The organism is Allokutzneria sp. A3M-2-11 16, assembly GCF_024213555.1.
Taxonomy (GTDB): domain Bacteria; phylum Actinomycetota; class Actinomycetes; order Mycobacteriales; family Pseudonocardiaceae; genus Allokutzneria.
Genome location: NZ_JANAVO010000003.1, coordinates 127252 through 152437, shown reverse-complemented (window position 1 = coordinate 152437; position 25186 = coordinate 127252). Strand labels below are relative to the sequence as shown.

Sequence of the window (25186 nt, the reverse complement as noted above, 5' to 3'; positions counted from 1 at the left end):
GGAGACAAGGGTGACCAAGACCTTTCGGAGAAAATCCAGGTCGAGAGCAAAGCTTGAGGAACAGTTACCGGAGAACAGGTTTCCGTCGGGGATTCGTGTCCCATCAGGCACCGTTCTGACCCTGCTGGTCCTGCTGTCCGGGCTGGCCGGACTGCTCCTGACCGTACGAGACTCCGGCCCTGTGCCCCGCGCGGTCGCCGAATCACAGCACCAACTGGTCGCCGGCGTCGTCGCGTCGCTCAGCGCCACGATCAACCAGGGCGCGAGCGACCTGCAGGTAGCGGCCGCCGCACCCGCGCCAACAGCGGAGGAGCTGCTGCTCCGGCTCCCCAAGCTCCGGCAGTGGCACGGTGCCGTGGTCATGGACGGACGCACCCGAGCGCTGCTGGCATCGACCGGTGAGCAGGTGCCGGTCGAGGTGCTACCGCCGGCGATCGTCGACGTGGCCGTCGCCCCGGTCTCGGTCGCCGACGGATTCCTGCGCACTGTCACCGCCATCGCCCTGCCCGACAACCGGCTGCTGGCCGCGACGAGCCGGGTCGCGCTGCCGAAGGTCGAGGCGCACAGCGAACTGCGGCAGGCACTCACCTTCACCACCGCTTCCGGCCAGGTCGTCGCATCCGGCCGAGACGAACCCGATCACACCGTGCGGTCGCTCGTCGCCCATGCAGGAGCGGCCGCGGCCAGGGGCGAACACGGCACCCTGTACGGCGCGTCCGGCCCAGAGCACGCTGTCGTGACCTACGCCCCCGTTCGCTCCACCGAACTCGACTCCCTGGTCCTGGGGGCTGTCGGCATCGCGCACGCCGCGGCCTCCCCCACCACGGGCTTCGATGGCGCGCTCCCCGCGGCCCTGCTCGTGGTCGTCGCGATCTCCGGCTTCGTGCTCATCAACCGCACCTTGGTAGCTCCGCTGAAGCGCGTGCGTCACGACGCGATCCGCGTCGCTGACGGCGACCTGGACACCCGGGTCAGCACACCCCGCGCCGCCGAGCTGCGGCGCGTAGCCGATGCTGTCGAGCACTGCCGCGTGACGATGAAGGCCACCCTGGTCCGGCCGGGAACCGCTGTCAGGAGGGGTCGAAGACGTGGGCCCCGGGCCCGCAAGCGCGGGATGTCGGCGGGATTCGCCGTTCTCCTCGCCTCCCTGGCGGTTGTTGCCTGGGCCGCGGGCTGCGTGCTCGTCATCGGCGACCGTGCCGTCGCGGTGCCGCAGTCGGTCGCCGCGAGCCTGCACAACCAGACCGCGATGGCCGCTACCGCTGTGCAGCGCAGCTTCACCAGCGGACTCACCGACCTCAAGGCCGCCGTCACCGTCGCGGCTGTTCCCGAGGCCGCGCTGAAGGAGCTGCACGCGACCCAAGAGCGGTACCGCAGCGTGTACCTGGTCGATGAGACCGGCCGTCCTGGGTACCGCGTCGGTCGCGAGCCGTTGCGCACCCAGACGGTGCCACCGGCGTTCGAGGGTGTTCGGCAGGACGAGAGCCGCGGCCGGGTGGCCGTGCTCTACGCGCATGTCCCGTTGCCCGGCGGTGGCGCCGCGATCGGTGAGTTCGACGTGGACCGGGTCGCCGACCTGCTGCGTCGGGCACCGGGAGAGGTGCGCTTGCTCGACGCCGAAATGCACACCCTGGTCGCGACCGGCGGTTACGTCGCCTTCGAGAAGGTGACCGTGGCGCGGGTTCGCCGCGGCGTCACCGAGGCCCGCGACAAGGACGCCGTGGTGCGCGTGGTGGACGACACGGCCGTTGTCACCGCGACCACGTTGCGCCAAGGAGCGCTCGGCAGGCTCGCGTGGTCGTTCGTCGCCGAGAAACCGGTCGCCGACCTCGCGCTGACCGGCAACACGGTGCGGGACCGCACCCTGGTCGTCGCGCTGATCGCGTTGTTGTTGGGCCTGCTCCTGTTGGGCTGGCACCACTTCCTAGTGATCCGGCCGCTGCGCGCCCTGGCAGGCCAGGCCGACCGGCTGGTCGCGGGCGACCGGTCGACGGTCCTGTTCTCCCGGCGCCACGACGAGATCGGCACCATCACGTCCTGCCTGGAGATCTGCCGACAGGGCCTGGTCGACGGGGTCGGCAGGCTCGGTGACGTGCGTCGCCCCGCCGGCAACGCCTCCGAGGAGACGACGCTCTTCCAGCGGATCGAGGACGACCTCGGAAAGACGACGCTGTTCGAACGGATCGAAGGCGACCTCGATCTCGACAAGACGGTCCAGTTCCAGCGCTGCGAGACGCGGGTCGGGCTCCGGTGACCTTCATGTACTGCGTGCTGCTGCTGTCCTGTGTCGGCCTGCTGGTCAGCGGCGTGGTCGAACAGCGGCGGCACAACGCGAACCTCGACGTGATCGCGCACCGGGTCCTGGTCAACGGCATCCGGGGCAAGAGTTCGATCACCCGCCTGTGCGCGGGTGCGCTCCGCGGCGGCGGCCTGGTCACCGTGGCGAAGACGACCGGCACCGCCGCCAGGTTCATCCACCCCGACGGCAGCGAGGAACCGGTGTACCGCAAGTTCGGCATCGCCAACGTGGTCGAGCAGATCGGCATCGTGCGCAAGGCCGCCGCCTACCGGCCGGACGCGCTGGTGATCGAGTGCATGGCGGTGCTGCCCGACCTCCAGGAGATCAACCAGCGCAAGCTGGTGCGCTCGACCATCGGCGTGCTGTGCAACGTCCGGGAGGACCACCTCGCCGAGATGGGTCCGACCCTGGACGACGTCGCCCGCTCGCTGAGCCGGTCCATGCCGGTCGGCGGGATCTGCGTGACCGCGGAGCGGGAGCGGCTGAAGATCCTGGAACAGCAGGCCGCGAGCCGCGACTGCGCGCTGGTCTCCGTCGACCCGGAGACCGTGACCGACGCGGAGATGGCCCGGTTCGGCTGGATCACGTTCAAGGAGAACGTGGCGATCGCGCTGGCGGTGGCCAGGCTGCTCGGCGTGAGCAGGCACTCGGCGCTCGAAGGGATGTGGGCCGCGCCGCCGGACCCCGGCGTGCTGACGGTCAAGCGCTACCGGCACCAGGACAGACAGCTGAGCGTGGCGAACGTGTTCGCCGCCAACGACCCGGAATCCACCTTGATGAACATCGAGCAGCTGCTCGCCCACGGCGCGATCGAGCGCCCGCTGCACGTCGTGATCAACTGCCGGCCGGACCGCGTGGAGCGCAACGGCCAGATGGGCGCGCTGGTCGCCGAGCTCGCCCCCGAGCGGGTGCTGCTGATCGGCGAACCCACCCGCAGCGCCCGCCAGAGGATCGCCCGCCAGTGGCAGGAGGTGGTGACCGACCTCGGTGGCAACCGCCACCCCGGGGCCCTGCTCGACGCGATCGTCGCGGGCGTCGACGGGCACGCCTCGGTCGTGACCATCGGCAACATCCACGGGCAGGGCGAGCTGCTGCTGGACGAGCTGGACGCCCTGGACCGCGCGGAGGCCGGCCGGTGAACGTCCAGCTGATGCCCGAGGTCGCCACGCTCGGCCTGGCGATCGGGTTGGTGTTCTCGTTGCTGTGCTACCTGACGACGAACCTCTCCCCCGGCGGCATGATCACGCCGGGCTGGCTGGCGCTGACCCTCGTGGAGGACTACCGCAAGGCCGGGATCGTCGTCGCCATGACAGCGCTGACCTTCGCTCTGGTCACCCTGTTGCAGCGGCTGGTGATCCTGTACGGGAAGCGGTTGTTCGCCACCGTGGTGCTGACCGGTGTGCTGTTGCAGACGACGCTGGTCGTGCTCATCCAGCAGGACTACCCGATGCTCTTCGCCCACCAGACGCTCGGGTTCGTCGTTCCCGGACTGATCGCCTACCAGTTGGTGCGGCAGCCGCCGATGCCGACGCTGCTGGCCACCGCGAGCGTCAGTTTCGCCAGCTACGGCGTGCTCGCCAGCGGGGTGCTGGCCGGCCTCGTGCCCACGATCTGAGGAGCCCACCCGGATGAGTCGCACCACCAAGGTCGTCCGCACCGCCGCGGTCGCCACCACCATCGGCCTCGCGTTCTGGGGCGTCGTGCACTTCGTGAGCGAGGTGGCCGGCGCGCACGACCCAGCTCCGGAACCTGTTGCCGCCGAACACGATGCGAAGCCTTCCGGCGCGGTCGGCTACGAGCGCCTGCGCGGACCGGACCGCACGGTCGTCCGGGACGCGGCGGGCGCTGTGGTCATGACGCTCACCGACGGCGCGCGGACCGTGACGGTCACCGGACCGCAACGCACGTTCACCGAGCCCGCGTTCACCGCCGCAGCCGTGGTGACGACCACGTGGGTGCGGTTGCTGCCCACCGCATGGCGAGCGGGTGCCGAGACCGAGCCCTGGTTTACCCCGTGGTTCACCAAGGCTCGCGACACCAGCGAGCCGGACATGTTCGCCATCGCCATGGGCTACATCGAGGGCGCACGAGCGCGGCGAGATGCCAAAGGCGTCCGTTTCCAGGGCGACGCCGCGTTCGGTCCGGTCGCGTCATCCGGTGCGGGACGACTGGAGCGCTCCGACTTCATCGACTACCTCGGCACGCCCTGGACCTTCGGTGACGGTGTCAAGCGCAAGCCGGACCCCGCGCGCTACGGTGCGGTCGACTGTTCCGGCTTCGTCCGGCTCGTCTACGGCTACCGCATGGGATACCCGTTGCTCAGCGGCAACACCTCGGGTCCCGGCCTGCCGCGCCGCGCCTACGCGATGGCGAAGTACAGTCCCGGCACGCTCCTGGTGGCCGACACCAAGAGCACCGCGACCGCCCATTCCCGTTTGCAGCCGGGCGATCTGGTGTTCTTCGAGGCCGAGGACTCCGACGCCCAGCTCGATCACGTCGGGATATACCTGGGAATCGACACCAACCGCCAGCACCGCTTCATATCGAGCCGGGAACGCGCCAACGGTCCCACCCTCGGCGACTTCGGCGGTACGTCGCTGCTGGACGACAACGGCCACTACTCCCGAGCATGGCGCGCGGCCCGACGGATCTGAAACGTTGGCACCCTGGAATGGCAACAGGAGAGGCGCAACGGCGTCGCCCACTGCGTGGCGGAGATGTGCAGGTGTGGTCCTCGCAGCGCCATGGTTGAGTGGCGCGTGTGGGGGCTCCCCCGGCAGGGAGGTCGTGCAGATCGCCATCGATGCCCTCGCCGCGGGCAGCGAAGTCTTGCCCGACCCAGCCGACCCCGACAGCAGATACACCCGCGAGGCCGAGGCCAGAAACTCCTCCAACCGCTCCGCCGCCCCCGCCGGTGGCACGTACGGCAGAAGCGCGAACTCCTCGTGCTGCAGCATCGACTCCAACAACACCTCGCTGCGTCCAGCCGACTCGCGGCCCAATGTCCCTGCGGCGACCGCTGGTGACGGGAACGCCGCCAACGCGGCTTCGAACCGAGCCCGTACATCTTCAGGTGCCCGAGCGAGGTCGACGTCGAGAACCTGCTGGGTGCGCGGTAGGAGCGTGGCGCCCTTCTCCCAGCCGAGAACAGCCTTCTCATCGAAGCCCAAATGCGCGGCGAACTCCTTGGCGCTCATCCGCCGGGCATCCCGCAACGCCTTGGTCTCGCGGCCGGTCCACGTCCTGACCACCAGCACCACCGGTGCCCCCTCCCAGCGTCAGCGTCAAGCCGGGGCCACGCGAACTCCGAGCCTATCCAGCGACACCGACAGCGTTTGAGCCCACCAACGTCGCATCAAGGCTCCGACTCTCCTTGTCTATTCGGCGCGCCCTTGTAGAGGCTGAACTCCCCGAATGGCACACGGAGCCCCTCCCCACTCGGCGTGGGCCTGCTTGCTGTCAGCGCATTCGATCAAACCAGCTGCGAGTAGCTCCATGCCTTGACCGACATGCCCAAGCGAATCGCGAATCGGGCTCGGCTGGGCACGCACGGCCTGAACAAGGCCGCCCTGATCGCCAGCGACTGCGACCCGCCGGACCTGGCCCGCGACCTATGACGGCAACACATCAACCTCTACCGCGCCGCCAACGAGCCGCTCACCATTCACCAAGCCCGCTTGGCTATTCGGTGGGAACAGCCGTGACAAGAGTCCACCTTGGACACACCTGCTCTTGGAAGCGCCGCTAGCCGGAAGGGGGGCGCACCGCTCCCGCCTCGCCAGCAGATTGCGGACGTGGTGCATGGTGCATGGTGCGGCGACTTATCAGCCGCACCCCAGCACCAGAAGATACGCTGCCGTGCATGGCCAGCATGGCGTCGAACTCGACTTTGCCCGTGATCAGCGCGGTGCCGATCTGCTTACCTTCGAACACCAACGGTCTCAATAAGATAACGTAGCGGTAGAAGTGCACGTCCAGCAGGGAAGTCTCCGCGCCAGCGGGGGTGCGTCCCCCCGGATACGACGAATCGATTCTGATGGGTCGAAAGTCCCCGCGCCAGCGGGGGTGCGTCCGTGGTCGTGGTGTCGCCGGTGGCACACCAATAGAAGTCCCCGTGCAGCGGGGGTGCGTCCACTGCGGCATAGGTGAGCGACGGGCTCGTTCCGAAGTCCCGCGCCAGCGCGGATGTGTCCGGCATGATCCCGGTGGTGGACCGCCACCTGCCCGAAACCAGAGACTCCTTTACTCGGCCGATTACACTGGAGGCTGACCTCGAAAAACCGACCGGAGCACGCCGCTACGACCCTCCACGACTGGGGGTCAAGGGGTCGCAGGTTCAAATCCTGTCATCCCGACGGCCAGAAGGCTCTTCGCAGGTCAGACACTGCGGAGGGCCTCCTGTTTTTGATCTTGGCACGGCTTCGAGGTCGAGCACACCGCTCGTCGACCCCTTGACTCGCCAGCCTTCCGATGCCCCTTCTCGATCTTGACAAGCTCACCGCACCCCTGTCCCACATCTGGGCGGGCTTCCCGCGGGACTGGGACCGCAGCCTGCACTCGGCGAGCTACCCCGAGACCACCCGCTACAACTACCTGCTCGCCGCCGAGGACCCCACCGAGATCACCAAGGCCCACAGGCTGATCATTGCCGATCGGTGCTCGTCGCGTTCTTGCAGTGGCGGGAGCCCGAGGTTTCTCGCCTAGGCACGACGGTGAACGGTCTCGATATCTCCGGGGATGCCGAGACCGTCGATCCCCGACACATCCAGGGCACGCTGTGGATGACTTCGCACGCCAGCGGATTCGCCACCTCGGCGCCGACTCCGTTGACCCCCTGAACGCCATTGCCGCCCTGCCTGCGGTACCGCCTCGCCGTGATGGTGGCTCACCAACTGCGGGAGTACGACCGCTTCGTCGGAGTGATCCAGGAACCGCTGGGGTTCCTGGTGTTGATGACGATCCAGAGCTTCTTCGCCTTGAACGTGATGCCGTCACCCGGGTTGGTCTGCAGGCGGGCAGTCTTACCCTTGCCGCACACGACCTTCGAGCTGTCGAAGTCGTACTCGCGCTCGACGTCATAGCCGAACCAGTAGACCTCCGCCTGAACACACCAACCGTCGCCACGAGTGTTCTTGACGGTCACATCGGCATACCACTGGTTGACGTCCTTCACACTGATCGTGCCAGCGTCAGGAGAAGCGGCACTGGTGGCTCCAGTTCCGACCACCATGGCGGCAATCGCCGCGACGGTGATCATTCCTGCCCTGGCGAACCTCTTCATGATCGTCGACCTCGTTCCGTGGATCAGTGGTGTGCGCGGCTCATCGGCCAGGGACCAGTCTTGTCCGTGCCGCTGACACTTCCCTGACGCCGACTTGGCGACGAATGCCGAGCACATCCCGAGGTCGCGGGCTTGCCGGAAGCTCTGTACTGATTCGGTACTGCCTGCACACCGGACTAGCACAGATGTGAATCGGCCTACGCTTCTGTGGCAGCGCGTTTCACTGTTCAGGCCGAGTCCGCCGAGGACCTCGGCGAGCAAGCTCGCGAACTCGCCGGCAGTTCCAAGGCGAGCCTAGCTCGGCATGGTCAACGACAGCACGTAGCCGCAGACAGGTAGCTGTGGTCGACCTTCCAGACCGAGGCATGTTCGAGGAGCACGCCACCTGGTCGCCTTCGCTGGCACCACCACGATCAACGCAGCCCAGACCCGCAAGCTCGCCGCGCGGGTGCGCCAACGCGGGACAGTGCTGCTTCCCTTGGGCCCCTGGCCAACCGCGGATGTCGAGCTGCGCTGCGCCAACGGTCGCTGGTACGGCGTCGGTGCCGGGGACTGGTATCTGCGCTACCGCGAGGTCGAAGTCCACGCCACCGGCCGGGGCGCCGCCGCCGCCCGCCCCCGCTCGATCCACATCAGCATGCCCGGGCCCGGCGGTCCCACAGCACCTGCGGCCAGCTCGCCCGAGCCGATCTGGACCGCGTTCACCGTTCCACAGCTGCCACGTCGACTAGTCAGTCGACAGGATGAAGGTGTTCCCTCCCAATGGTTTCCCGCGACATGGTTTCCCGCGACATCGGGCGCTTCTCGACCACTCGTCCGGCTCAGCATCGGATCGACGGATTCGGTGCACGGGTCGTGCTCCTGCCCGCGCACTGCGTTCTCGGGAAGCACGTTCTGGCGGTGACGGGCTACACCGCGACCCTCACCACCGACCAAGTTCTTCGCGTCTCCTGTTCGGTGTGCGCACTGTCCGGCGTGGACAGTCGGTGGTTCCTCGATGCCTCGGACGAAGCCGCACGCGCGGAGTTCAGTGCCACCGCCTATCCGAGCCCCGCCACGGCGTCACCGCGGTAAAGGTGTGATGATCAGGCGGGTCGAGCGCACGCTGACCGGGTGGTTCCGGACAGTGGACGGTCTCTGGCTCGGCGTGTGCCGCTTTCGCATCCCCTACGCGGATGGCCGCGCCGACACGGTCGCGGTTCGGAATCAACTCGTCCCCGCATACGCGGGCCAACGACGCTGTTGGTCAACGAACGACCTAGGGCCAATCCGCGCTGACGGGCGCACAGCCGCTGTGGATCACCGACATCTACGGTTTCCACCTCGCCGGTTCGCTGCGTCGAGGCGACGTCGTGGGTGGGCGACTCTGTGGCGTAGCTTGAGATCGACGACTGCGGTACGCCCGCTCCTCGCTGGTGCACGGATCACCGTCTCGCGCACCAGCGCGTCGCAGCACAACGTCACCCGTGTCCCCTTTGACACTTCGTTTCTACCCTGGCGCCACCAGTGTCGTGATGATGGTTTCCCGCACGGTTCTCAACTTCTTCGAGGATCGTGTCGGGCAACCATCCAGACCGACCTCGCAGGTTTTCTTGAACCGCAGGTGGCGGCTATTTCCTGGTGAGCTTGGCCAGCCGGCTCGACGTGGCGGAGTGGTACTCCCCGGAACCGCCGGCGGCGAGGGTCTCGCGCGTGCCGGGGACCGTGGTGATGCCGAAGAAGTTCGCGGGCTTGCCCGCCAGGCTCTCGCCGAGACCGGCTTCGGTCCACCGGTTTCCGTCGTAGTGCAGGAAGAACGGCTCGTGCGCGCCACCGGCGCGCTGACCGCTCACCCAGGCTCCGCCGTTGCCGTCGGGCGTGGCGGTGGCGAGTTCACCGGCGACCGCGGGGAGGTCCCGCCGGATCCAGGTGCCGCCGACGAGTTCGACCGCGACGGGCCTGCTCCCTGCACGCGGAGTGGGAGCGGACTCGCGGAGGTCGGCGCGCGCGGTCTCCGTGGAGCCGACGGCGAGAAGGTTCCCGCCCCGCTCGACGAGGCGGACGAGGTAGGCGTTGCCGAGGTCGGGCATCGTCATCGGCCGCCACGCGGCACCGTCCCACCGTTGTGCCACAGCACGATCGCCCTCGTTGCCGACGATGACGGGGTTCCTCGGGTCGCCGCCGATGGTGTAGTAGAAGCCGCTCGCGGGCGCGGGCAGCACGGTCCACGTCCTGCCCGCGCCGTCGTGGTCGGTGTTGCCGATGACCCAGACGTTGTGCATCGCGAACGCCCGGACGTCCATGAGTCCCGCGTGGGTACCTCCGGCGACCGGGGCGATGGTCACCTCCGACCACGTCGTCCCGTCGAAGCGCACCAGGCCGACCTTGCCACCGGTCGCGTCCTGCCAGCCGTTCTTCGCGCCCCAGACATCAGCCGGGCCCAGCGGCGCGACGCGGAAGATCTGGTCGTTGCCGTCACCCGGCACGGCGTGCTCGGTCCACTTCGTCCCGTCGAAGCGCAGCGCGAGCGGTCGCCCGCGCTGGTCCTTGAGGTCCTGGCCGCCGACAGCCCAGACGTCCCCGGCCCTGACGGCCGCGATGTCCCACATCCGGTTCTCCCCGGCGGCGGGAAGAGCACCGGCGGACTCCCAGGTGCCGGGCGCGGACGCGGTGAGACCGACGCTCAGCGCGACCGCGGTGACCACATGCGAAACGGGCACGAATGCCCCCTATCGAGAGTAGACGGAAGGCGATCGACAGTAAGAAGGGAAATCGATTTTCACAACAATCATCGAGAGATGTGATGTGCGGCCCGGCGGCGTCCCCCGAAGCAGTTACAGCTTCGCGATTCATCACGTCTCCTTTACACGGGCTGCGCGTTTAGTTCCTCCCAGCTTCGACGCGACCCAAAGGAGAGAATGGGATGAAGTCCCGACGCCACTGGCGGAAGCGCGCCCGGTTCGCCCTCGGGATGGCGTTCACGACCGCCATCGCGCTGACCGGCTCGGCGCAGTCCGCCGCGACCGCTCCGCGCGCCGACGAGGCCGCGCTCGGGCGGCACGACGAGAAGCTGCTCGCCGAGGCCGTCCAGCGCGGCCAGCGCACGGTGACCCTGCTCGTCATGACGCGCCGAGGTGCCGCAGCACGGGGTGCCGACCAGCTCTCCAGAGCGGGTGCCCGGGTCGGTTTCCGCGCCGACGAGATCGGCTACGTGCGCGTCGAGGCCCCGGTAGACCAGGTCAGGAAGCTGGCCGCGCTGCCGGACGTGCGGGCGGTGGACGTCGCCGAGACCGTCCAGCTGGACGATCCGAGACCCGGCGGCCAGACCGCGCCGACTCCGCAGCCGCCGCCCGACGCCACGACGCCCCGGGTCAACGCCTACCTGCCGACCGGTGACACCGGAGCCGCGCAGTTCGCGCAGGCGCACCCGGCTTGGGACGGCCGAGGCGTGAGGATCGCCGTCGTGGACTCCGGGGTCGACCTCGGCCACCCCTCGCTGAACACCACCAGCACCGGCGAGCGCAAGATCGTCGACTGGGTCACCTACACCGACGGCGAGTTCGTCAACGGCGCGAACGTGGACAACGACCCGACGTGGGTGCACATGACCGGGTCGCTCCCGGCCGATCACCGCCCACCGGCGGGTGCGGGCGCGGTCAGCTTCGGCGTGTTCGACGAGCGGGTCCCGCGGATGGGCGGCGCGGTCGGCAACGACGTCAACCGCGACGGCAACCCGGCGGGCAGCGTGGGCACGTTCGGCGTCACCTGGGACAGGGCGACCGACACCGTGTGGGTGGACACCAACCAGAACAAGGACTTCACCGACGACAAGGCGATGACCAACTACAAGGTCCGCAACGACGTCGGCCACTTCGGCACCGACAACCCCGCGACTCCGATCGCGGAGTCCATGCCGTTCGCGGTGCGGACCGATCCGGCCCACCAGTCGGTCAACATCGGGCTCACCCTGCACCCGCACGGCTCGCACGTCGCGGGCATCGCCGCGGGCAACCGGCTCTTCGGCGGCGCCATGAGCGGTGCGGCCCCCGGCGCCAAGCTGATCTCGGTGCGCGCGTGCGTCGCCGACGGCTGCACGACGCACGGGCTGTTCGAGGGCATGATCTACGCCGCGCGCGACGCGAACGCCGACGTGGTCAACCTGTCGGTCGGCGGACTGATCGCGCTCAACGACGGCAACAGCGCACAAGCGTTGCTGTACAACAGTTTGGTCGACACCTACGACGTACAGCTGTTCCTCTCCGGCGGCAACGGCGGCCCCGGGGTGAACTCCGCGGGCGATCCGTCCGTGGCAGCCAAGGTGATCAGCTCCGGCAACTACATCTCGCGGGCGAGCTGGCAGCGCAACTACGGATCGGACTCGGCAGCCGAGGACAACCTGTACCCGTCCTCCGCGCGCGGTCCACGGGAGGACGGCGGGTTCAAACCCAACGTCATCGCCCCCGGCTCGGCCATCTCCACCACGCCGACATGGGCGGCCGGCCAGCCGGTCCCCGGCACCTACCAGCTGCCGCCCGGCTACAGCATGTTCAACGGCACCTCGATGGCATCGCCACAGACCGCCGGAGCCGCCGCGCTGCTGCTGAGCGCGGCCAGGGCGAACGGCGTCGGGCACTCCGCGGCCCAGCTCCGGCGAGCGATCACGTTCTCGACGCGGTCCATCCCCGGCTACCAGGCCCACGAACAGGGCGCCGGTCTGATCCAGGTCGACCGCGCGTGGGAACTGTTGCGCGCCAACGTCACTGTGACAGACATCCGGTCAGCCGTGCCGGTGCGCACCGCGCAGTCCGACCTCCTGCCCACCGCCAACATCGGCGTCGGCATCCACGACCGCGAGGGCGTGCGGGTCGGCGACAGCTACACCCGCGAGTACACGTTCACCCGCGACTCCGGCCCGGAAAGCCCGATCACCTACCAGGTTTCGTGGCAGGGCAACGACGGCACCTTCCGCTCCCCCACGACGATCACCCTGCGCAAGGGGCACGCGGTCAAGCTCCAGGTCGAGGTCAACCCGCGCACCGCAGGCGTGCACTCGGCGATCCTGGAGCTGGACAGCCCGATGACCACGGGCACCGAGTACCAGACGATGAACACCGTCGTGGCCGCCGAAGAACTCAACGCCAGCAACGGTTTCACCGTTCGACACAGTGGTTCTGTCAGTCGCAACAGGACAGTGAGCCACTTCGTCCGCGTCGCTGCCGGAACGCCGGTGCTGAAGGTGGACCTCCAGGCGGGAGCCGGCCAGATCCGCTTCCTGCGGTACACGCCGTGGGGCACGAGCGCCGACTCCAACAACCTCTCTTCGTGCTTCACCCCGCCCGCACCAGGGGGATCGTGCGCGAACGGCTCGCCGACCAGCCGGACGATCGACAACCCGACACCCGGCGTCTGGGAGGTCGTGGTCGAGTCCCGATTCACCTCGGACGCGGCGTCAACGCCGTACACCGTGACCACCTCGGCGCTCGGTGTGCCGATCACGCCGAACCCGGACACGATCCCGTCGGCGCGGATCGGTGAGCCGGTCAACCGCCAGTACACGCTCAACAACACGCTGGCGGGCTTCACCGGCCAGGCGACGAGCACCGCGCTGGGCAGCGCCCACCTGGCCACGCCCACCATCACCGAGCAGGCGCGGCAGGAGTTCCAGGTCATGGTGACACCGGGGACGACTCAGCTGCGGGCGCGGATCGGCGGCGTCTCGGACCTCGGCGCCGACCTCGATCTGTACGTCTTCGACTGCTCCAGCGGAACATGCGTGCAGCGCGGCTCCCAAGCCGACCGCGACTCCGAGGAAACGGTCACGATCACCACCGACCTCAAGCCCGGCACGTGGATGGTGCGGGTCGTCGCGTTCACCGTGCCGAGCGGATCGACCACGTTCAACTACCTGGACGTGTTCAGCGCACCGTCGTTCGGATCGCTGAACGTGAGCGATACCAGCGCACTCCGCCAGCCCGGTACACAGTGGACGGTTCCGGGCGTGCTGACCGCGAACGCGGCTCCGGCCAGGGGGCGCGTGCTGCACAGCAGCGTCGAGGCACGCACCGACACCGGACTGCTGCTCGGGTCCGCGGACGTGATCGTGCAGAACGTGTCGTAGGTGACCGGCTGTGTGCTCCAGCAGCGCGGACGCGAGCGTCGCCCGCGGCCTTCGGCAGGTCCTGGCCGACGCCTTCGAGCGGGAGCAGCCGGGCGCCGGGGATCTCCGCGGCGAGCGCGACCGCGTTGCCGTATGGGAAGCAGCCGTCCACGGCCTGGGAAGTGCTGGCCGCGTCAGCTCCGCTCGTCGTGCAGTGCCTGGGCGGCGAGGATGGCGTCGCCGTGGTCGGCCACCCAGCGCATGAGCTGGCGCAGCGGTTTGGCGACGCTGTGGCCCGTCTCCGTGAGCGCGTAACTGACCCTTGGCGGGATGGTCGGCTCGACCGTGCGCTCGACCAGCCCGTCGCGGGTGAGCAGGCGCAGCTTCTCCGACAGCACCTTCTCGCTGATCCTGCCGATCTGGTCGCGCAGTTCGTAGAACCTCATCGGGCCTTCGGCCAGCTTGACCAGGACCAGCGGCGCCCAGCGGCCGGTGATGCGGTCGAAGACGGCCCGGGCCGGGCATTCGCTGTGAAACAGATCACTGTGCCTGTCGCGCGGAAGCCGCTTGGCCTCGACATTTTCTCCCACGTTTGGAGCTTACGCAAAGGTAAGTCCTTACCTGAAGTAAGCCCAGGTGCCTAACGTCGGATCTCCTTGGCACAGAGGGAGGAACTGATGACGAGCACGGTGGCACTTGTCAGCGGAGCGAGCCGCGGCATCGGCGCGGCGATCGCCGCCGGCCTGGCGCGGCGCGGGCATCACGTGATCGTGAACTACCACCGCAACGCCGATGCGGCCGAGCAGGTGGTCGCCGGCATCGAGGCGGTGGGCGGCACCGCCCAGGCGGAGCAGGCAGACGTCTGCGACCACACCCAGGCAACCGCGTTGGTCGACCGGGTCCGCGCCGAGCACGGGCGCGTGGACGTTCTCGTGTGCAGCGCCAACACGGTCCCGCCACCGTTCGAGCCGCTCGCCTCGCTGCCATGGGAGGCGTTCGTCCACAAGGTGGTCGGGGAACTCGCCGGTTCCTATCACCTGACCCAGCGAGTTCTTCCGATCATGCGCGACCAGCGTGCCGGACGGATCATCTACATCTCCAGCACCGTCGCGAACACGGTCGGCATGCTCGCCGCGCATTCCACCGCCAAGGCGGCGCTGAACACGTTCAGCCGGCACGTCGCCGCGGACGCCGGGCAGTACGGCGTCACCGTCAACACCCTCGCGCTGGGCGCGGTGAACACCGACGCCACTGCCGACGTCTTCACCGGCGACGTGCGCGCTTCCATCGCTCAACGGTCGGTTCACGGCCGAGTTCTCGAGCCCGAAGACGTCGGCGCCGCGGTCGCGCTGCTCGCCGACGGCGGCTTCGGCTCGATCACCGGCCAGGTGATCTCCCTCGACGCCGGGTTTGATGTGCTCAAACAACAACTGGCCGGATTGACCTCGACATGAGCGTGTTGCGGAGCAGGCGATCGACTTCCAGGGCGCACACGCCCGTGTCGGCAGGAAGGCTCAGACCGGCACGCTCGAACTCGGCTTCGAGGAACCTCACGTCGAACGGCAGGTTATGCGCGACGAGGATCGTTCCTTCCAACTGCTCCGCGATCGGATGTGCGATCTCGCCGAAGCGGGGAGTTCCCTCCACATCAGCACTCGTGAGTCCGTGCACCCAGGAGGCACCCATGCTCCGCTCCGGATCGACGAGCATGCTCCACTCCCCCATCACCTGGCTCGCTCACGAGCCACATCGCACCGGAGACAGCGTCGCTCGCCACAACTCGCCAGACAAGACGCACCGATCCCGGGATAGTCCCTCAGATGCGTGATCAGTAGGCGACGGCCGCACCGTTGCTACGGTTAGCGCACGCGGCTTCGAGTTTGCCGGTCTGTGGATCGCGGCTGATCGCCACCCAGTAGCCCTGTGTCGCACCGTACGGGTCTTCCCGGTAGGCGTAGCCGATGGCTTCCAGGACGTCTTTGTCGAAGCGGCCCGCGGGAACCTGGATGGTGGTGGCCTGCTGACTTGTGCTGTCGACCACTGGGTAAAGCAGATCTGGCGCGTTGATCGCTTGGGAAACCGTCATGCCGTGGCGGATCACGTTGGTCAGGCAAGGGAAGGTGCGCTGGTGCATTCCTGCGCCCATGGCGGCAAATGCCACCACGGGCTTGCCATCCTTGAACAGGACGCCGGTTTCGACCGGCGACGGCAGACGTGAGCCCGGCTTGACGCTGGAAACCAGTTGTTGCTGAAAAGATGCGGGGTCGCCGATGGATATGCCGTCGATGTTGATGGCGGTTTTGCCCCAGCTGATGGTGTTGATGCTGTGCGTGAGGGCGGCCATGTTGCCCCAGCGGTCCACCGCCACCACGGAATCAGAATGTGGTGACTTCAAGTAGGTGCCGAGCTTGGCGCCGGCCTGCATACGCCGCCACAGTTCCTCGGCGTGTTTGCGGGTCACCCGAGCGGCAGGCGAGAAGTCCATGCCCGGGTATGTCTTGGCGATCGTCTCCGCAGGCAGGAAGTTGGCGTCGAAATGTGAGGTGATGTCGGCGGCCATGCGCACGGCCGTACCCGATTTCCACCAGGGGCCGTAATCGGCCAGTTTGGAAACCTCAGCGAGATTGAACGACTCGATCAGCCCGACTCCACCGAGGTTGCCGTTTAGGTGTAGGGCGTAGCCGCCGTACTGCTCCGCGACCAGCGACTCCTGCCAAACCACCTGGTATGCGGCGAGGTCCTTCATTGTCATGTGGCCGCCGTCAGCCCGCACCGCCCCGATCAGCTTCTCTGCCCACGGGCCGGTGTACATGTAGTCGACGCCCTGGCTCGCCACATTGCGCAAGGTTTGCGCCAGGGCGGTCTGACGCAACACGTCACCCTTCTGGTAAGGGCTGCCGTCTGACTTGAAGAATACAGCCTTGGTCGCTGGCAGGCGCGCCAAGTCCTCCCCGCGGAACTGCAGTGCCACCAACAGACTCTCCTCGACCGGCAGGCCGGTCTCGGCAACGTAGATCGCCGGATCGAACAAAGCAGCGAAGGGCAGCTTGCCGAAACGCCGGTGTGCCGCGCCGACCCCTTTCATGAAACCGCCGACCAGCGCCGTGCGGCCGCTCGGCGTGCCTAGGCCCCGCATCTCCTCTGGACTGTTGAAGCCGCTGCCACCCGGAATGGTCAATGGCTCGAGCTCACCGGCGACCGTATTCCATTCGGCGTCCATGGTGTGGACCTTGCCACTGGTCGCGTCGTAGTACGTCAGCGACAGGAGGCCGAAATAGCTGACAGGTCCACCCAAGGTGAGCGCCACCTGGGTCAACGCACCCGTCAGGGCGGCGTCGACGGCACTGCCGCCCTGCTTGAGCGCCTCCAGGCCCGCACGTGCGGCAAACGCATTGCCGACGACTGTGACCGCACCGTCGCGTCCCGTGCCCACGCCGGCTTCTGCCGGAAAGTTGCTCTGCAGGCCTTGATAGCGCTCCAGCTCGCCGGCCGGCCAACGTGCGGGAGATAAGTCCACCGGCCTGCCCGGAAACGGCTTGCCTCCGCCAGTACAGGCCGCCAATGCCGCACTCACTGAAGCGGCGCCGGCCGCGAGAAGAACGTCCCGTCGTTTGATGTGCTTCTTCCCTGGGTCGAGCGCGGCACGCCGCCCCTCGCCGTCCTGTGTAGCCGGATCCAGCACGCTCATGCGAGTCCTCCGAGATTGCCGTTGTCTGCCTGGTCTGCGTCTAGACTGAATCGATTGCCTGGCTGCGATCGTCGCCGAGCGAGGCGCCGGTGTCTTTAGCCGACTGGCCAAAGTCGATAGCCAGTCGGTCAAAGATCGAACGCGTCGCGGCTCGGAATGCTCAGCACAATGCAGGCTCTCATCACATTTTCTCCTCCTTGTGCCACTAAGAGGCGTCTCGTCCGTGATTTCCCTTGGGTTTACACCGAGAGAACTTCTCGTCGATTTTTCATTTTCTTTGGTGGCCTTTTCCTGGTTTGGCCGTCCGACGTGAAGACCGAGGCGCTCACTCTTGCTGGTGCCAACCACACCACTGATCGACAAGTGCGGGTCAATACTCACCGATCTTGATCATGCCGTTGATCAGGCAGGGCGGTCAGAATTCACCGACAGCGTCCGGCGACGACCACACCACCACGACAGTGAATACGCGACAGTTGACTCCCCGGGTCGCCGACCCGCCCTCGACAGCGAAGGTCATGCGCCGGGACTAGCGGTTCCTCGGCGGGACTCGTGGGCGACGATCGCGAGCTGGATCCGATTCGCGAGGCCGAGTTTCGCCAACGCACTCGAGACGGTCGCCTTGATACTGGATGCGGACAGGAATAGTCGCTGGCCGATCTCGGTGTTGCTCAGTCCCTCGGCGACCGCGAGCGCGACCTCGCGTTCGCGAACGCTGAGCAGACTCATCCGGGAGAGGTCGTCAGCGGGTGCTCCGGAGGTATCGAGTTGGGGCGAGTGCTGGGTAGCCAGGGTGATCAGGCTGCGGGTCACGCTGGGTGAGAGAACCGGTTCACCCGCCGACGTCCTGCGAACCGCGTCGACAAACTCGGCGGGCGGGGTGTGCTTGAGCAAGAAGCCGACGGCGCCCGCGCGGAGTGCGGCGAGCACGATCTCGTCTGCGTCGAACGTGGTCAGCACGACGACCGCCGGCCGGACGCTGTGGGGGTCCCCTGCTGCGTTGTACCGTCGGCTGAGGGCCTGGGTGGCGGCGATGCCGTCGATCACTGGCATCCGGATGTCCATGAGCACCACCTGCGGGTCGAGCCGGGTCACCGCGTCGACCACGTCGGCGCCGTCGCCCACCTCACCGACAACGGTGATATCGCCCGCGCCGGCGAGCATCAACATGAGACCGGACCGGACCAGCGGGTCGTCGTCCACGATGAGGACCCGGATCATGACGGCCACGGCATCCGGGCGCGCAGCCGGAAATGCCCGTAGCTGACCTCCCGTGTCAGCTGCCCTCCGTGCAGGGCGACCCGTTCGCCGAGACCGATCAACCCGGCGCCACAACCAGGAACATCGCTGATGGTCACCCCGACCGGGGCCGGGTTGGATACCTGCACGAGGATCTCGCGGCCCGGATCGTCCCGTACCAGCACCTCCACCTGGGCGCCTGGGGCGTGTTTACGGGCATTGGTCAGGCCCTCCTGGACCAGCCGATAGACCGTGCGTTGCAACGGGAGGCGCATCTCCGCCAGGCGGGCGCTGATCTCGGCGCGGACGGGCTGGCCCCCGAGGCGGGCCTCCTCCAGAAGTGCGGGCAGCGGCCGAACCTCCTCCCGCTCGGTGTCCTCGGTCGCCTCCGAGTGGCGGAGTAGACGGAGCACGTCGCCAAGTTCCTCGAGTGCTTGGTGCGCGTTCGACCGCACCACGCTCGCCGCGCGGTGCACCTCGGCGGCCGTCATCACCGGCGCCGCGCCGGTCTCCGCCGTAGCGGTGCGATATTCGAGCGCACCGGCGTGCACTGAGAGCAGCGAGAGCCGGTGGGCCAGCACGTCGTGCATCTCCCTGGCGATCCGCATCCGCTCGCTGCGGCGGCTTTCCTCCAGCTGTTGCTCGTACTCACGGCGGCTCGCATCGGCACCTGCCCGTAGCGCCAGTACCAGCTGACGCCGTGCCCGTACCCCGAGGCCGGTGGCCAGCACCAGCAGCATGGCCAAGGTCAGGGTCACAACCCACAGCGCCTGCGCTCCGACCGTCGCGGGGTAGAGCGTGAAGACATACGGCGCCGCCAGCAGCGCAGCGCCCGCCGCGATCGGAACTGCCCACCGCCAGCCGCGATGCAACGCCACGGAGAACAGCAGCACCGCCACCGCACCGACCGCGGTGTTGGAAATCGAGGCAACGACGGCCGTGACGACCCCCAAGATCGCTGGGAAGCGCCGGCGCCACCACAGCGCCACGCACGCCACGACCCCGAGAATCGGGTCGGCGATCCGGAGCCAGGCCGGTAAATCGTGGGCAGCCTCCAGGACGGACAACCCGACGACGAAACCGACCACCGCTACCACCAACACCGCGACGTCGACCGCCCAGTCACGCACCGTGCGCGGAGCCAGCCTGCTCCGCAGGTCGGGATCGCGTGGATCGGCAGCCGCGGCGCGCACCAGTTCACCAGGCAGCATCCACCTATCCAGCGGCGGTGCGGCCGGGCGCAGCGAACCGGGCATGAGCCTGAGCCTAGAGCTTGTCACGTGGCCGGTGGCGAATGTCCGGTTTGTCGTGTCCTCGGTGACCGGGGGTCTTTGATCACACTGCGGTGCAGGTGATCAGCATGCGACGACGATTGCCGAACGAGGGCCCAGTCCGGCCATGACCAGCACCGTGTGAGCGCGCACGGCCGAAGCCGGCTACCACTTCCTGAATGGCACCGCCTCCGAGCCCGAACGGGCTTCGCGAACGCGACGACGCGTCCGGACTTTACCCGACCGGGCAGGGACATTGGCCAGTCGGGCGAGGTCTCTGGCCGGTCGGGCAAGGACACCGGCGTTTCACCCGACCATCATCGCTGCGAACGGCAATCGATTCAGTCCAAACGCGGACCGGGGCAGACAAATCGGAAGTCATGGAGGACTCGCATGAGCTTGCTGGATCCAGCGACGTGGGATGCCGACGAGCGGCGTGCGGCGCTCGACTTGGGGAAAGCCGGGTTTGATCACTGCTCGGCATCGGGGACAGCCCGGAACGGCATGGTGATCGGCTCGACCGGTCCGTTCGCGCACTTGGCCGGGCAGCGCGCACTGGAGGCCGGTGGCAGTGCCGTGGACGCCGCGCTCACGACCGCCTTCGCCCAGATCGTCCTGGCGGCCGGATCGTGGGTCAGCTTCGCCGGGTTCTTCGGCATGATCCATTTCGACGGCGCGACCGGCGAGGTCACAGCGCTGAGCGCCGGCTACGGCACCTTTGCGGAGGAGACCGACCCGGCGAGCATTCCGGCTTCCCCGACGCCGAGTGGTCGCACCGCGCTCGTGCCCGGGTTCGTCGCCGGCGCGCACGCCGCGCACCAGCGTTTCGGAAAGCTGGACTGGACGGAACTGTGGGCTCCCGCACGCTACATCGCCGAACACGGTGTGCCGGTCGGGGAAACACTGGCCGGGATGTTCGCCTACGCCGCCAAGGTGCTCACCCGCACCCCCGAGGGCCGCGCCATGTTCGCCCCGTCCGGTGCCCTGCCCGGCGCCGGCGACACGTTCGCCCCGCCGGCCCTGGCCGCGACCCTGGCCAAACTCGCCGAGCACGGCCCGGACTGGATGTACCGCGGGCCGTGGGCCGAGCGTTTCGTCGACATCGTGCGCCGGGACGGCGGCCGCGCCCGGATGTCCGACCTGTCCAGCTACCAGCCAATCTGGTCCCGGCCCGCGAGCGGGCGTTTCGCCGGCCATGACCTGCACACCCTGCCGGCCCCCGATACCGGCGGTCGCAGGCTCCTCACCGCGCTCGGGCTGATCGACGTCGCCGATCTCGGCGATCCGACTACCGACCCCGACGCCCTGTACTGGCTGATTCAGATCATCCGGTACGTCTCCGGCGACCAGGCGGACCTGCCCAGCACCGAAAGTTACGACGCGCGGTGGGCGCGGCTCCTCCGGGCTGGGAAGATCGGCACCGAGCCGCCCACTACAACCGGCGGGCACTCCGACTGTGTCGTCACAGCGGACCGCGACGGCAACCTCACCGCGGTGTGCCACAGCATCAACACTGCGGCGTGGGGCAGCACCGGACTGGTTGTCGATGGCATCCCGCTTCCCGACTCAGCCTCCTTCCAACAGGCTGAGCTCGCCCCCGGAGCGCACCTGCCGATGGTGGCCTGTCCGGCCATCGCGCTGAGCGACAGCGGGGCTGTGCAGGCCAGCAGCAGCATCGGCAGCGGTCTGAACGCCGTCACCATCCCGGGAATCCACATCACCCTGCGGCTCGGGCTAGACCCGGCCGCCGCGGTCGCGCTCCCGCTGGGCACGGTGAGACGTCGACTGTCGGCGACTCGGTCACCTCGACGCTGACGATCAACCGACCGGACGGATCCGACGCGCAGGACGTTGACGACCGGTTCGACCCGAGCTGCTCGACGAGGTCCGGCGACGAGACCAGGCCGTGCGGCCCTACCCGGCCAAGGCCCCGGTCCGCACGGTACGAGCCTCTGACCCCTTGTCTTGGACGGGTCGCTCCCCCGCAACCGCAGTGGGCTCCGTATGTATTCCTGCTGACCCCATCTTCAATCCCCTGCGGACGTTGACTATGTACTGACCTGATGCTGACCAGGCGGCCTCTTCTACAACTCGGCCGACCAGCACGAACTGCCGATTCACTCCAGAGGTTTGATTTTCTTCGGCGCCTCATGGCTCGGCTTTGAACAGTCGAACGGACACTCGACACACAACCTCAAGACTAGTCCGAACGGGTGAATAAATATGCATGTGACGCGCCCAGAGTGCTAGACCTGCGGTCGGAAGATCCGTTATTCCGTCGAAGCCGGAGAAGTACCTGTCGTATTGGCGACTGAGGTTCGAAGCGCATAGTGCCCGCGTGGTTTGCGCGGCGAAGTAGGCGCGCGGTCGCGTCAATATCACCTTCTCGCGGCGGAAGGAGTATCACTTATGGTCAACGAGGTACCGGGTGGCTGGTTTGTCGACGGTCGTTGCATCAACTGCGACGCGTCTCGGCAAATCGCGCCCAATTTGATTGTCGAACGCAATGGCAGGTCGGCGATTTCTTGGCAGCCACAGGACGAGACCGAGATCGACCTCTTGCACGCGGCAGCGTATGCCTGTCCGACTCGGTCGATTCGACCTCCATCAGGGAGGCTCAACCACGCTAGGGACCCGTTCCCCCTTCGCCTGGACGAAGACCTGTACCTGTGCGGGCACAATTCCCCGCACACCGCCGGCGCGAACTCATTTCTCCTGGTCCGGCACGACCGGGTCCTCATGGTCGACACACCTCGGTGGAGCGAGTCGCTGGCGGCCAGGTTCGAAACCTACGGCAACGTCACCGACATTCTGCTGACGCATATTGATCACGCCGCGCACGGCCGCCGGTACGCCGACCGGTTCGGCGCCTCCCTGTGGATGCACGAAGGGGATGCCACGAGCGCTGTGGGTGCCGACAAGGTGCTGCGTGGCCTGGACTCGACTGAGATCGTCGACGGGGTCATCGCCTATCCGATACCAGGCCACACCGAGGGCAGCGTGCTCTACGTGGCCGATGAGCGCTACTGCTTCACCGGAGACAGCCTCTACTGGTCGCGGGCGACATCGGATATTGAGATTTTCCAGAATGTCGTATGGTATTCGCTCCCCGAGTTGGCAACTTCACTGGAACGGCTGGTCGGGCAGCTTCGCTTCGAATGGATACTTCCCGGGCACGGCGACCGCAAGAGGCTACCCGCGGAGGAAATGAGCCGTCGTATGCATGCGCTCACAGCCCGCGTCCAGGCGCTACAGCCACAGCCTCCGGATCTCTCGGCGACCAGGTGGTGACGAGCCCTGATTCACGATGAGTGAAGCACGACGAGCGGTGTCGGATCGATTTGCAAAAGCAATTACTTATAGGCGTGTGGTTGTCGCTCCTGGCTACCTTGGGTGAGCCAGCTTAATGGAGGGAATCAGGTGAAGCTTCTTGTTGCGGGCGCTACCGGGTCGGTCGGTCGTCAGGTGGTCGAACAACTGGTGCGCGCTGGTGCGCAGGTGCGAGCTCTGAGCAGGCGCCCGGAAACCGCCGGACTGCCTGCGGAAGTCGAGGTTGTGGCCGGAGATGTCGAAAAGCCGGAGACCCTGGAGTCAGCTTTCGACGGCGTCGATCGAGCCTATCTGCTTCCCTACGGTGAGACCCGGCGGGTGGTCGCCCTCGCGAAAGAGGCCGGTGTCCAGCGGATCGTGATGGTGACCTCAGTGAGCGCCGAATACGAGACTGAAGCGGAGAATGAATACTATCGCGTCGCGGAGCGCGCGGTGGAGGAATCTGGCGTTGAGTGGACCCATGTGCGGCCGGGAATGTTCATGGGGAACCTCCTCGACTGGGCGGGCTCTATCCGCGCCACGGCAGCCGTGCGGGAGCCGTACGCGGCGGCGCGGCAAGCACCCGTCGATGAAGTCGACATCGCCGCCGTGGCCGTCACCGCGCTCTTGGCTGACGGGCATCACGGAAAAATTTACACCCTTTCCGGCCCCGAGTCGCTCACCAAGGTCGAGCAGGTGGCGATCATCAGCAAGGCGGTCGGCCGCGTCATCCAGTTCGAGGAGGTGACTCCTGAGCAGTGGCGGAATGAGGCAGGGGATGACCTCGAATTCCTGGCTGATTGGCTTCTCGAAGTGTGGGCGATGGCCGTTGAACAGCCCGAACCGGTCCGGCCGACCGTTCAGGACATCCTCGGCCGCCGTGCGCGAACGTTGGCCGAATGGGCGGAGGTCAACAAGGAGCACTTCCGCTGACCTGCTTGTCCACCAGCCAGGTAACCGAGAGGAATCACGTGACAATTCTAGTTACCGGCGCGACCGGGAACATCGGGCGCTGCGTCGTTGAGCGGTTGGTAGGTGCCGGCCAGCGGGTGCGGGCCATGACGCGCGATCCGCGAGCAGCGCGTCTACCGGCGGGTGTCGAGGTCGTGTATGGCGACTTTGAGCGCCCGGAGACCTGGCGGGACGCACTCGAAGAGATCGAGCGCGTCTACCTGTTCCCTTTCGCCTACGTCATCCCGGAGTCCGATGCCGGGTTTGTCGGCGAAGCTGTGAAGGCGGGCGTGCGGAGGTTCGTCGTGCATTCCGCGGCTGCCGCTGAGTTCCCGCCCGGCGATGATCAGTACGATCAGTCGATCAGCTCGCTGCGGCGGCATCTCGCGATGGAGCGCGATGCCCATCGAGAGCAAGAGCTGCTGGTGGAGGCCACCGATGTCGAGTGGACCCATGTCCGCCCTGGACTGCTCGCGGCCGGCGCACTGGGCTGGGCGGAGCAGATCCGTGCCGGGTACCCGGTGGTCGAACCGTACGGCGCGGCTGGATCCGCCCTCGTCCACGAGGCCGACGTCGCCGAGATAGCGGTCGCGGCGCTGCTGACCGATGCCCACATCGGTGCCGCGTACACCATCACCGGCCCGGCGAAGGTCTCGCAGGCCGAGCAGGTCGCGGCGATCGCGGCGGCAACGGGCCAAGACATCCGCTTCGAGGAGGTGTCCCCGGAAGCGGCTCTGGAGCACTGGCACCGGCAGGGCTACCCGCACGACATCGCAGCCTGGCTGATCGAGTCGCTTGCCGCCACGGTCGACGGGCCCGGGCTGGTCCCGGCGACCGACACGTTCGAACGAATCACCGGACGCCCCGCACGAACCTTCGCGCAATGGGCCGTTGACCACGCGGAGGAATTCCGCGTGGTCGGAGACACCAGAGCCACATAACCCTTTCCCGCACACGCCCCTACCCGTTCTCGGACCAGGTGGTGGCAGCCCCGCGCACGGGCTGCCACCCCTGTCGCCGAAGGCGAGGCGCGTGCTTCACAGCGCGATCAAACAGGGCACGCTCCACGAGC

At 67.5% G+C, this 25186-nt stretch carries 22 protein-coding genes; 13 read left to right on the top strand and 9 right to left on the bottom strand.

What is annotated here, in order from left to right; genetic code table 11:
- Positions 1-181 precede the first annotated feature (181 nt).
- The 4 genes from NLX83_RS22445 to NLX83_RS22430 are packed head-to-tail and all read left to right on the top strand — an operon-like array spanning position 182 to position 4953.
- Positions 182-2254, top strand: a complete 2073-nt coding sequence (locus tag NLX83_RS22445) for a HAMP domain-containing protein (protein WP_254237094.1) — start codon at positions 182-184, stop codon at positions 2252-2254.
- A gap of 5 nt (positions 2255-2259) precedes the next feature.
- A complete protein-coding gene (gene pgsB, locus NLX83_RS22440; protein ID WP_254237455.1) occupies positions 2260-3438 on the top strand; it encodes a poly-gamma-glutamate synthase PgsB in 1179 nt (392 codons plus the stop codon).
- Positions 3435-3914: a poly-gamma-glutamate biosynthesis protein PgsC/CapC gene (locus NLX83_RS22435; RefSeq protein WP_254237093.1), complete on the top strand. Its 480-nt coding sequence runs from the start codon at positions 3435-3437 to the stop codon at positions 3912-3914. Before pgsB ends, NLX83_RS22435 begins: the two co-directional genes overlap by 4 nt.
- A gap of 13 nt (positions 3915-3927) precedes the next feature.
- Positions 3928-4953, top strand: coding sequence for a C40 family peptidase (locus NLX83_RS22430; RefSeq protein ID WP_254237092.1), 1026 nt, complete (start codon positions 3928-3930; stop codon positions 4951-4953).
- Positions 4954-6043: 1090 nt separating this feature from the next.
- Here the strand turns inward: NLX83_RS22430 and NLX83_RS22425 are convergent.
- Entirely contained in the window at positions 6044-6271 is a 228-nt protein-coding gene (locus NLX83_RS22425; protein WP_254237091.1) for a hypothetical protein, read from the bottom strand.
- A 498-nt stretch (positions 6272-6769) separates the two neighbouring features.
- Here NLX83_RS22425 and NLX83_RS22420 point away from each other — a divergent pair, with 498 nt between their 5' ends.
- On the top strand, positions 6770-7003 hold the full coding sequence (locus NLX83_RS22420) for a hypothetical protein (RefSeq protein ID WP_254237090.1): 234 nt from the start codon (positions 6770-6772) through the stop codon (positions 7001-7003).
- Between the two features lie 8 nt (positions 7004-7011).
- Positions 7012-7137: a hypothetical protein gene (locus NLX83_RS41120; protein ID WP_256564240.1), complete on the top strand. Its 126-nt coding sequence runs from the start codon at positions 7012-7014 to the stop codon at positions 7135-7137.
- A gap of 47 nt (positions 7138-7184) precedes the next feature.
- Here the strand turns inward: NLX83_RS41120 and NLX83_RS22415 are convergent, their stop codons facing one another.
- Entirely contained in the window at positions 7185-7580 is a 396-nt protein-coding gene (locus NLX83_RS22415; RefSeq protein WP_254237089.1) for a hypothetical protein, read from the bottom strand.
- 564 nt (positions 7581-8144) lie between these two features.
- Positions 8145-8285 carry a hypothetical protein gene (locus tag NLX83_RS22410; protein WP_254237088.1) on the bottom strand — a complete coding sequence of 47 codons (141 nt, stop codon included), beginning with the start codon at positions 8283-8285 and terminating at the stop codon, positions 8145-8147.
- A 57-nt stretch (positions 8286-8342) separates the two neighbouring features.
- Between NLX83_RS22410 and NLX83_RS22405 the strand changes: the two genes are divergently transcribed.
- A complete protein-coding gene (locus NLX83_RS22405) occupies positions 8343-8654 on the top strand; it encodes a hypothetical protein (protein ID WP_254237087.1) in 312 nt (103 codons plus the stop codon).
- Positions 8655-9190: 536 nt separating this feature from the next.
- On the opposite strand, the gene NLX83_RS22400 is transcribed toward NLX83_RS22405, so the two are convergent.
- The gene (locus NLX83_RS22400) at positions 9191-10279 is read right to left on the bottom strand and encodes a hypothetical protein (RefSeq protein WP_254237086.1); all 1089 of its coding nucleotides are present in this window, start codon (positions 10277-10279) and stop codon (positions 9191-9193) included.
- 203 nt (positions 10280-10482) lie between these two features.
- On the opposite strand from NLX83_RS22400, the gene NLX83_RS22395 reads away from it, so the two are divergent.
- The gene (locus NLX83_RS22395; protein WP_254237085.1) at positions 10483-13677 is read left to right on the top strand and encodes a S8 family serine peptidase; all 3195 of its coding nucleotides are present in this window, start codon (positions 10483-10485) and stop codon (positions 13675-13677) included.
- A gap of 173 nt (positions 13678-13850) precedes the next feature.
- Here the strand turns inward: NLX83_RS22395 and NLX83_RS22390 are convergent, their stop codons facing one another.
- Positions 13851-14246 carry a winged helix-turn-helix transcriptional regulator gene (locus NLX83_RS22390; RefSeq protein ID WP_254237084.1) on the bottom strand — a complete coding sequence of 132 codons (396 nt, stop codon included), beginning with the start codon at positions 14244-14246 and terminating at the stop codon, positions 13851-13853.
- An 87-nt stretch (positions 14247-14333) separates the two neighbouring features.
- On the opposite strand from NLX83_RS22390, the gene NLX83_RS22385 reads away from it, so the two are divergent.
- The gene (locus NLX83_RS22385) at positions 14334-15110 is read left to right on the top strand and encodes an SDR family oxidoreductase (protein ID WP_254237083.1); all 777 of its coding nucleotides are present in this window, start codon (positions 14334-14336) and stop codon (positions 15108-15110) included.
- Here NLX83_RS22385 and NLX83_RS22380 read toward each other — a convergent pair.
- The 4 genes from NLX83_RS22380 to NLX83_RS22365 all read right to left on the bottom strand — a co-directional run bounded on the left by NLX83_RS22380 (position 15076) and on the right by NLX83_RS22365 (position 19839).
- A complete protein-coding gene (locus NLX83_RS22380) occupies positions 15076-15366 on the bottom strand; it encodes a 3'-5' exonuclease (RefSeq protein WP_254237082.1) in 291 nt (96 codons plus the stop codon). The two genes, NLX83_RS22385 and NLX83_RS22380, sit on opposite strands and share 35 nt — an antisense overlap.
- A 118-nt stretch (positions 15367-15484) precedes the next feature.
- Positions 15485-17344, bottom strand: coding sequence for a gamma-glutamyltransferase (locus NLX83_RS22375; RefSeq protein ID WP_254237081.1), 1860 nt, complete (start codon positions 17342-17344; stop codon positions 15485-15487).
- A 516-nt stretch (positions 17345-17860) separates the two neighbouring features.
- Positions 17861-18565 (bottom strand): response regulator transcription factor, encoded by a 705-nt coding sequence (locus NLX83_RS22370; protein ID WP_254237080.1) that lies wholly within the window; start codon positions 18563-18565, stop codon positions 17861-17863.
- A complete protein-coding gene (locus NLX83_RS22365; protein WP_254237079.1) occupies positions 18562-19839 on the bottom strand; it encodes a sensor histidine kinase in 1278 nt (425 codons plus the stop codon). Before NLX83_RS22365 ends, NLX83_RS22370 begins: the two co-directional genes overlap by 4 nt.
- Before the next feature lie 408 nt (positions 19840-20247).
- Between NLX83_RS22365 and NLX83_RS22360 the strand changes: the two genes are divergently transcribed.
- From NLX83_RS22360 to NLX83_RS22345, 4 genes are all read left to right on the top strand, one after another.
- Complete coding sequence (locus NLX83_RS22360; protein WP_254237078.1) at positions 20248-21669, top strand: gamma-glutamyltransferase; 1422 nt, start codon at positions 20248-20250, stop codon at positions 21667-21669.
- Between the two features lie 594 nt (positions 21670-22263).
- Positions 22264-23145, top strand: a complete 882-nt coding sequence (locus NLX83_RS22355; RefSeq protein WP_254237077.1) for a 4Fe-4S domain-containing protein — start codon at positions 22264-22266, stop codon at positions 23143-23145.
- A 129-nt stretch (positions 23146-23274) separates the two neighbouring features.
- Positions 23275-24096 carry an NAD(P)H-binding protein gene (locus NLX83_RS22350; RefSeq protein WP_254237076.1) on the top strand — a complete coding sequence of 274 codons (822 nt, stop codon included), beginning with the start codon at positions 23275-23277 and terminating at the stop codon, positions 24094-24096.
- Positions 24063-25055: an NAD(P)H-binding protein gene (locus NLX83_RS22345; protein ID WP_254237075.1), complete on the top strand. Its 993-nt coding sequence runs from the start codon at positions 24063-24065 to the stop codon at positions 25053-25055. Before NLX83_RS22350 ends, NLX83_RS22345 begins: the two co-directional genes overlap by 34 nt.
- Positions 25056-25186 lie beyond the last annotated feature (131 nt).

Excerpts from the sequence above, each read along its gene's own strand:
- NLX83_RS22380 (WP_254237082.1), bottom strand. The coding sequence starts at position 15,366 with ATGCTCGTCGATCCGGAGCGGAGCATGGGTGCCTCCTGGGTGCACGGA.
- NLX83_RS22420 (WP_254237090.1), top strand. The coding sequence starts at position 6,770 with ATGCCCCTTCTCGATCTTGACAAGCTCACCGCACCCCTGTCCCACATC.
- NLX83_RS22375 (WP_254237081.1), bottom strand. The coding sequence starts at position 17,344 with ATGAGCGTGCTGGATCCGGCTACACAGGACGGCGAGGGGCGGCGTGCC.
- NLX83_RS22360 (WP_254237078.1), top strand. The coding sequence starts at position 20,248 with ATGAGCTTGCTGGATCCAGCGACGTGGGATGCCGACGAGCGGCGTGCG.
- NLX83_RS22370 (WP_254237080.1), bottom strand. The coding sequence starts at position 18,565 with ATGATCCGGGTCCTCATCGTGGACGACGACCCGCTGGTCCGGTCCGGT.
- NLX83_RS22395 (WP_254237085.1), top strand. The coding sequence starts at position 10,483 with ATGAAGTCCCGACGCCACTGGCGGAAGCGCGCCCGGTTCGCCCTCGGG.
- NLX83_RS22415 (WP_254237089.1), bottom strand. The coding sequence starts at position 7,580 with ATGAAGAGGTTCGCCAGGGCAGGAATGATCACCGTCGCGGCGATTGCC.
- NLX83_RS22405 (WP_254237087.1), top strand. The coding sequence starts at position 8,343 with ATGGTTTCCCGCGACATGGTTTCCCGCGACATCGGGCGCTTCTCGACC.
- pgsB (WP_254237455.1), top strand. The coding sequence starts at position 2,260 with ATGTACTGCGTGCTGCTGCTGTCCTGTGTCGGCCTGCTGGTCAGCGGC.
- NLX83_RS22385 (WP_254237083.1), top strand. The coding sequence starts at position 14,334 with ATGACGAGCACGGTGGCACTTGTCAGCGGAGCGAGCCGCGGCATCGGC.
- NLX83_RS22345 (WP_254237075.1), top strand. The coding sequence starts at position 24,063 with ATGGGCGGAGGTCAACAAGGAGCACTTCCGCTGACCTGCTTGTCCACC.
- NLX83_RS22355 (WP_254237077.1), top strand. The coding sequence starts at position 22,264 with ATGGTCAACGAGGTACCGGGTGGCTGGTTTGTCGACGGTCGTTGCATC.
- NLX83_RS22365 (WP_254237079.1), bottom strand. The coding sequence starts at position 19,839 with ATGCCCGGTTCGCTGCGCCCGGCCGCACCGCCGCTGGATAGGTGGATG.
- NLX83_RS22430 (WP_254237092.1), top strand. The coding sequence starts at position 3,928 with ATGAGTCGCACCACCAAGGTCGTCCGCACCGCCGCGGTCGCCACCACC.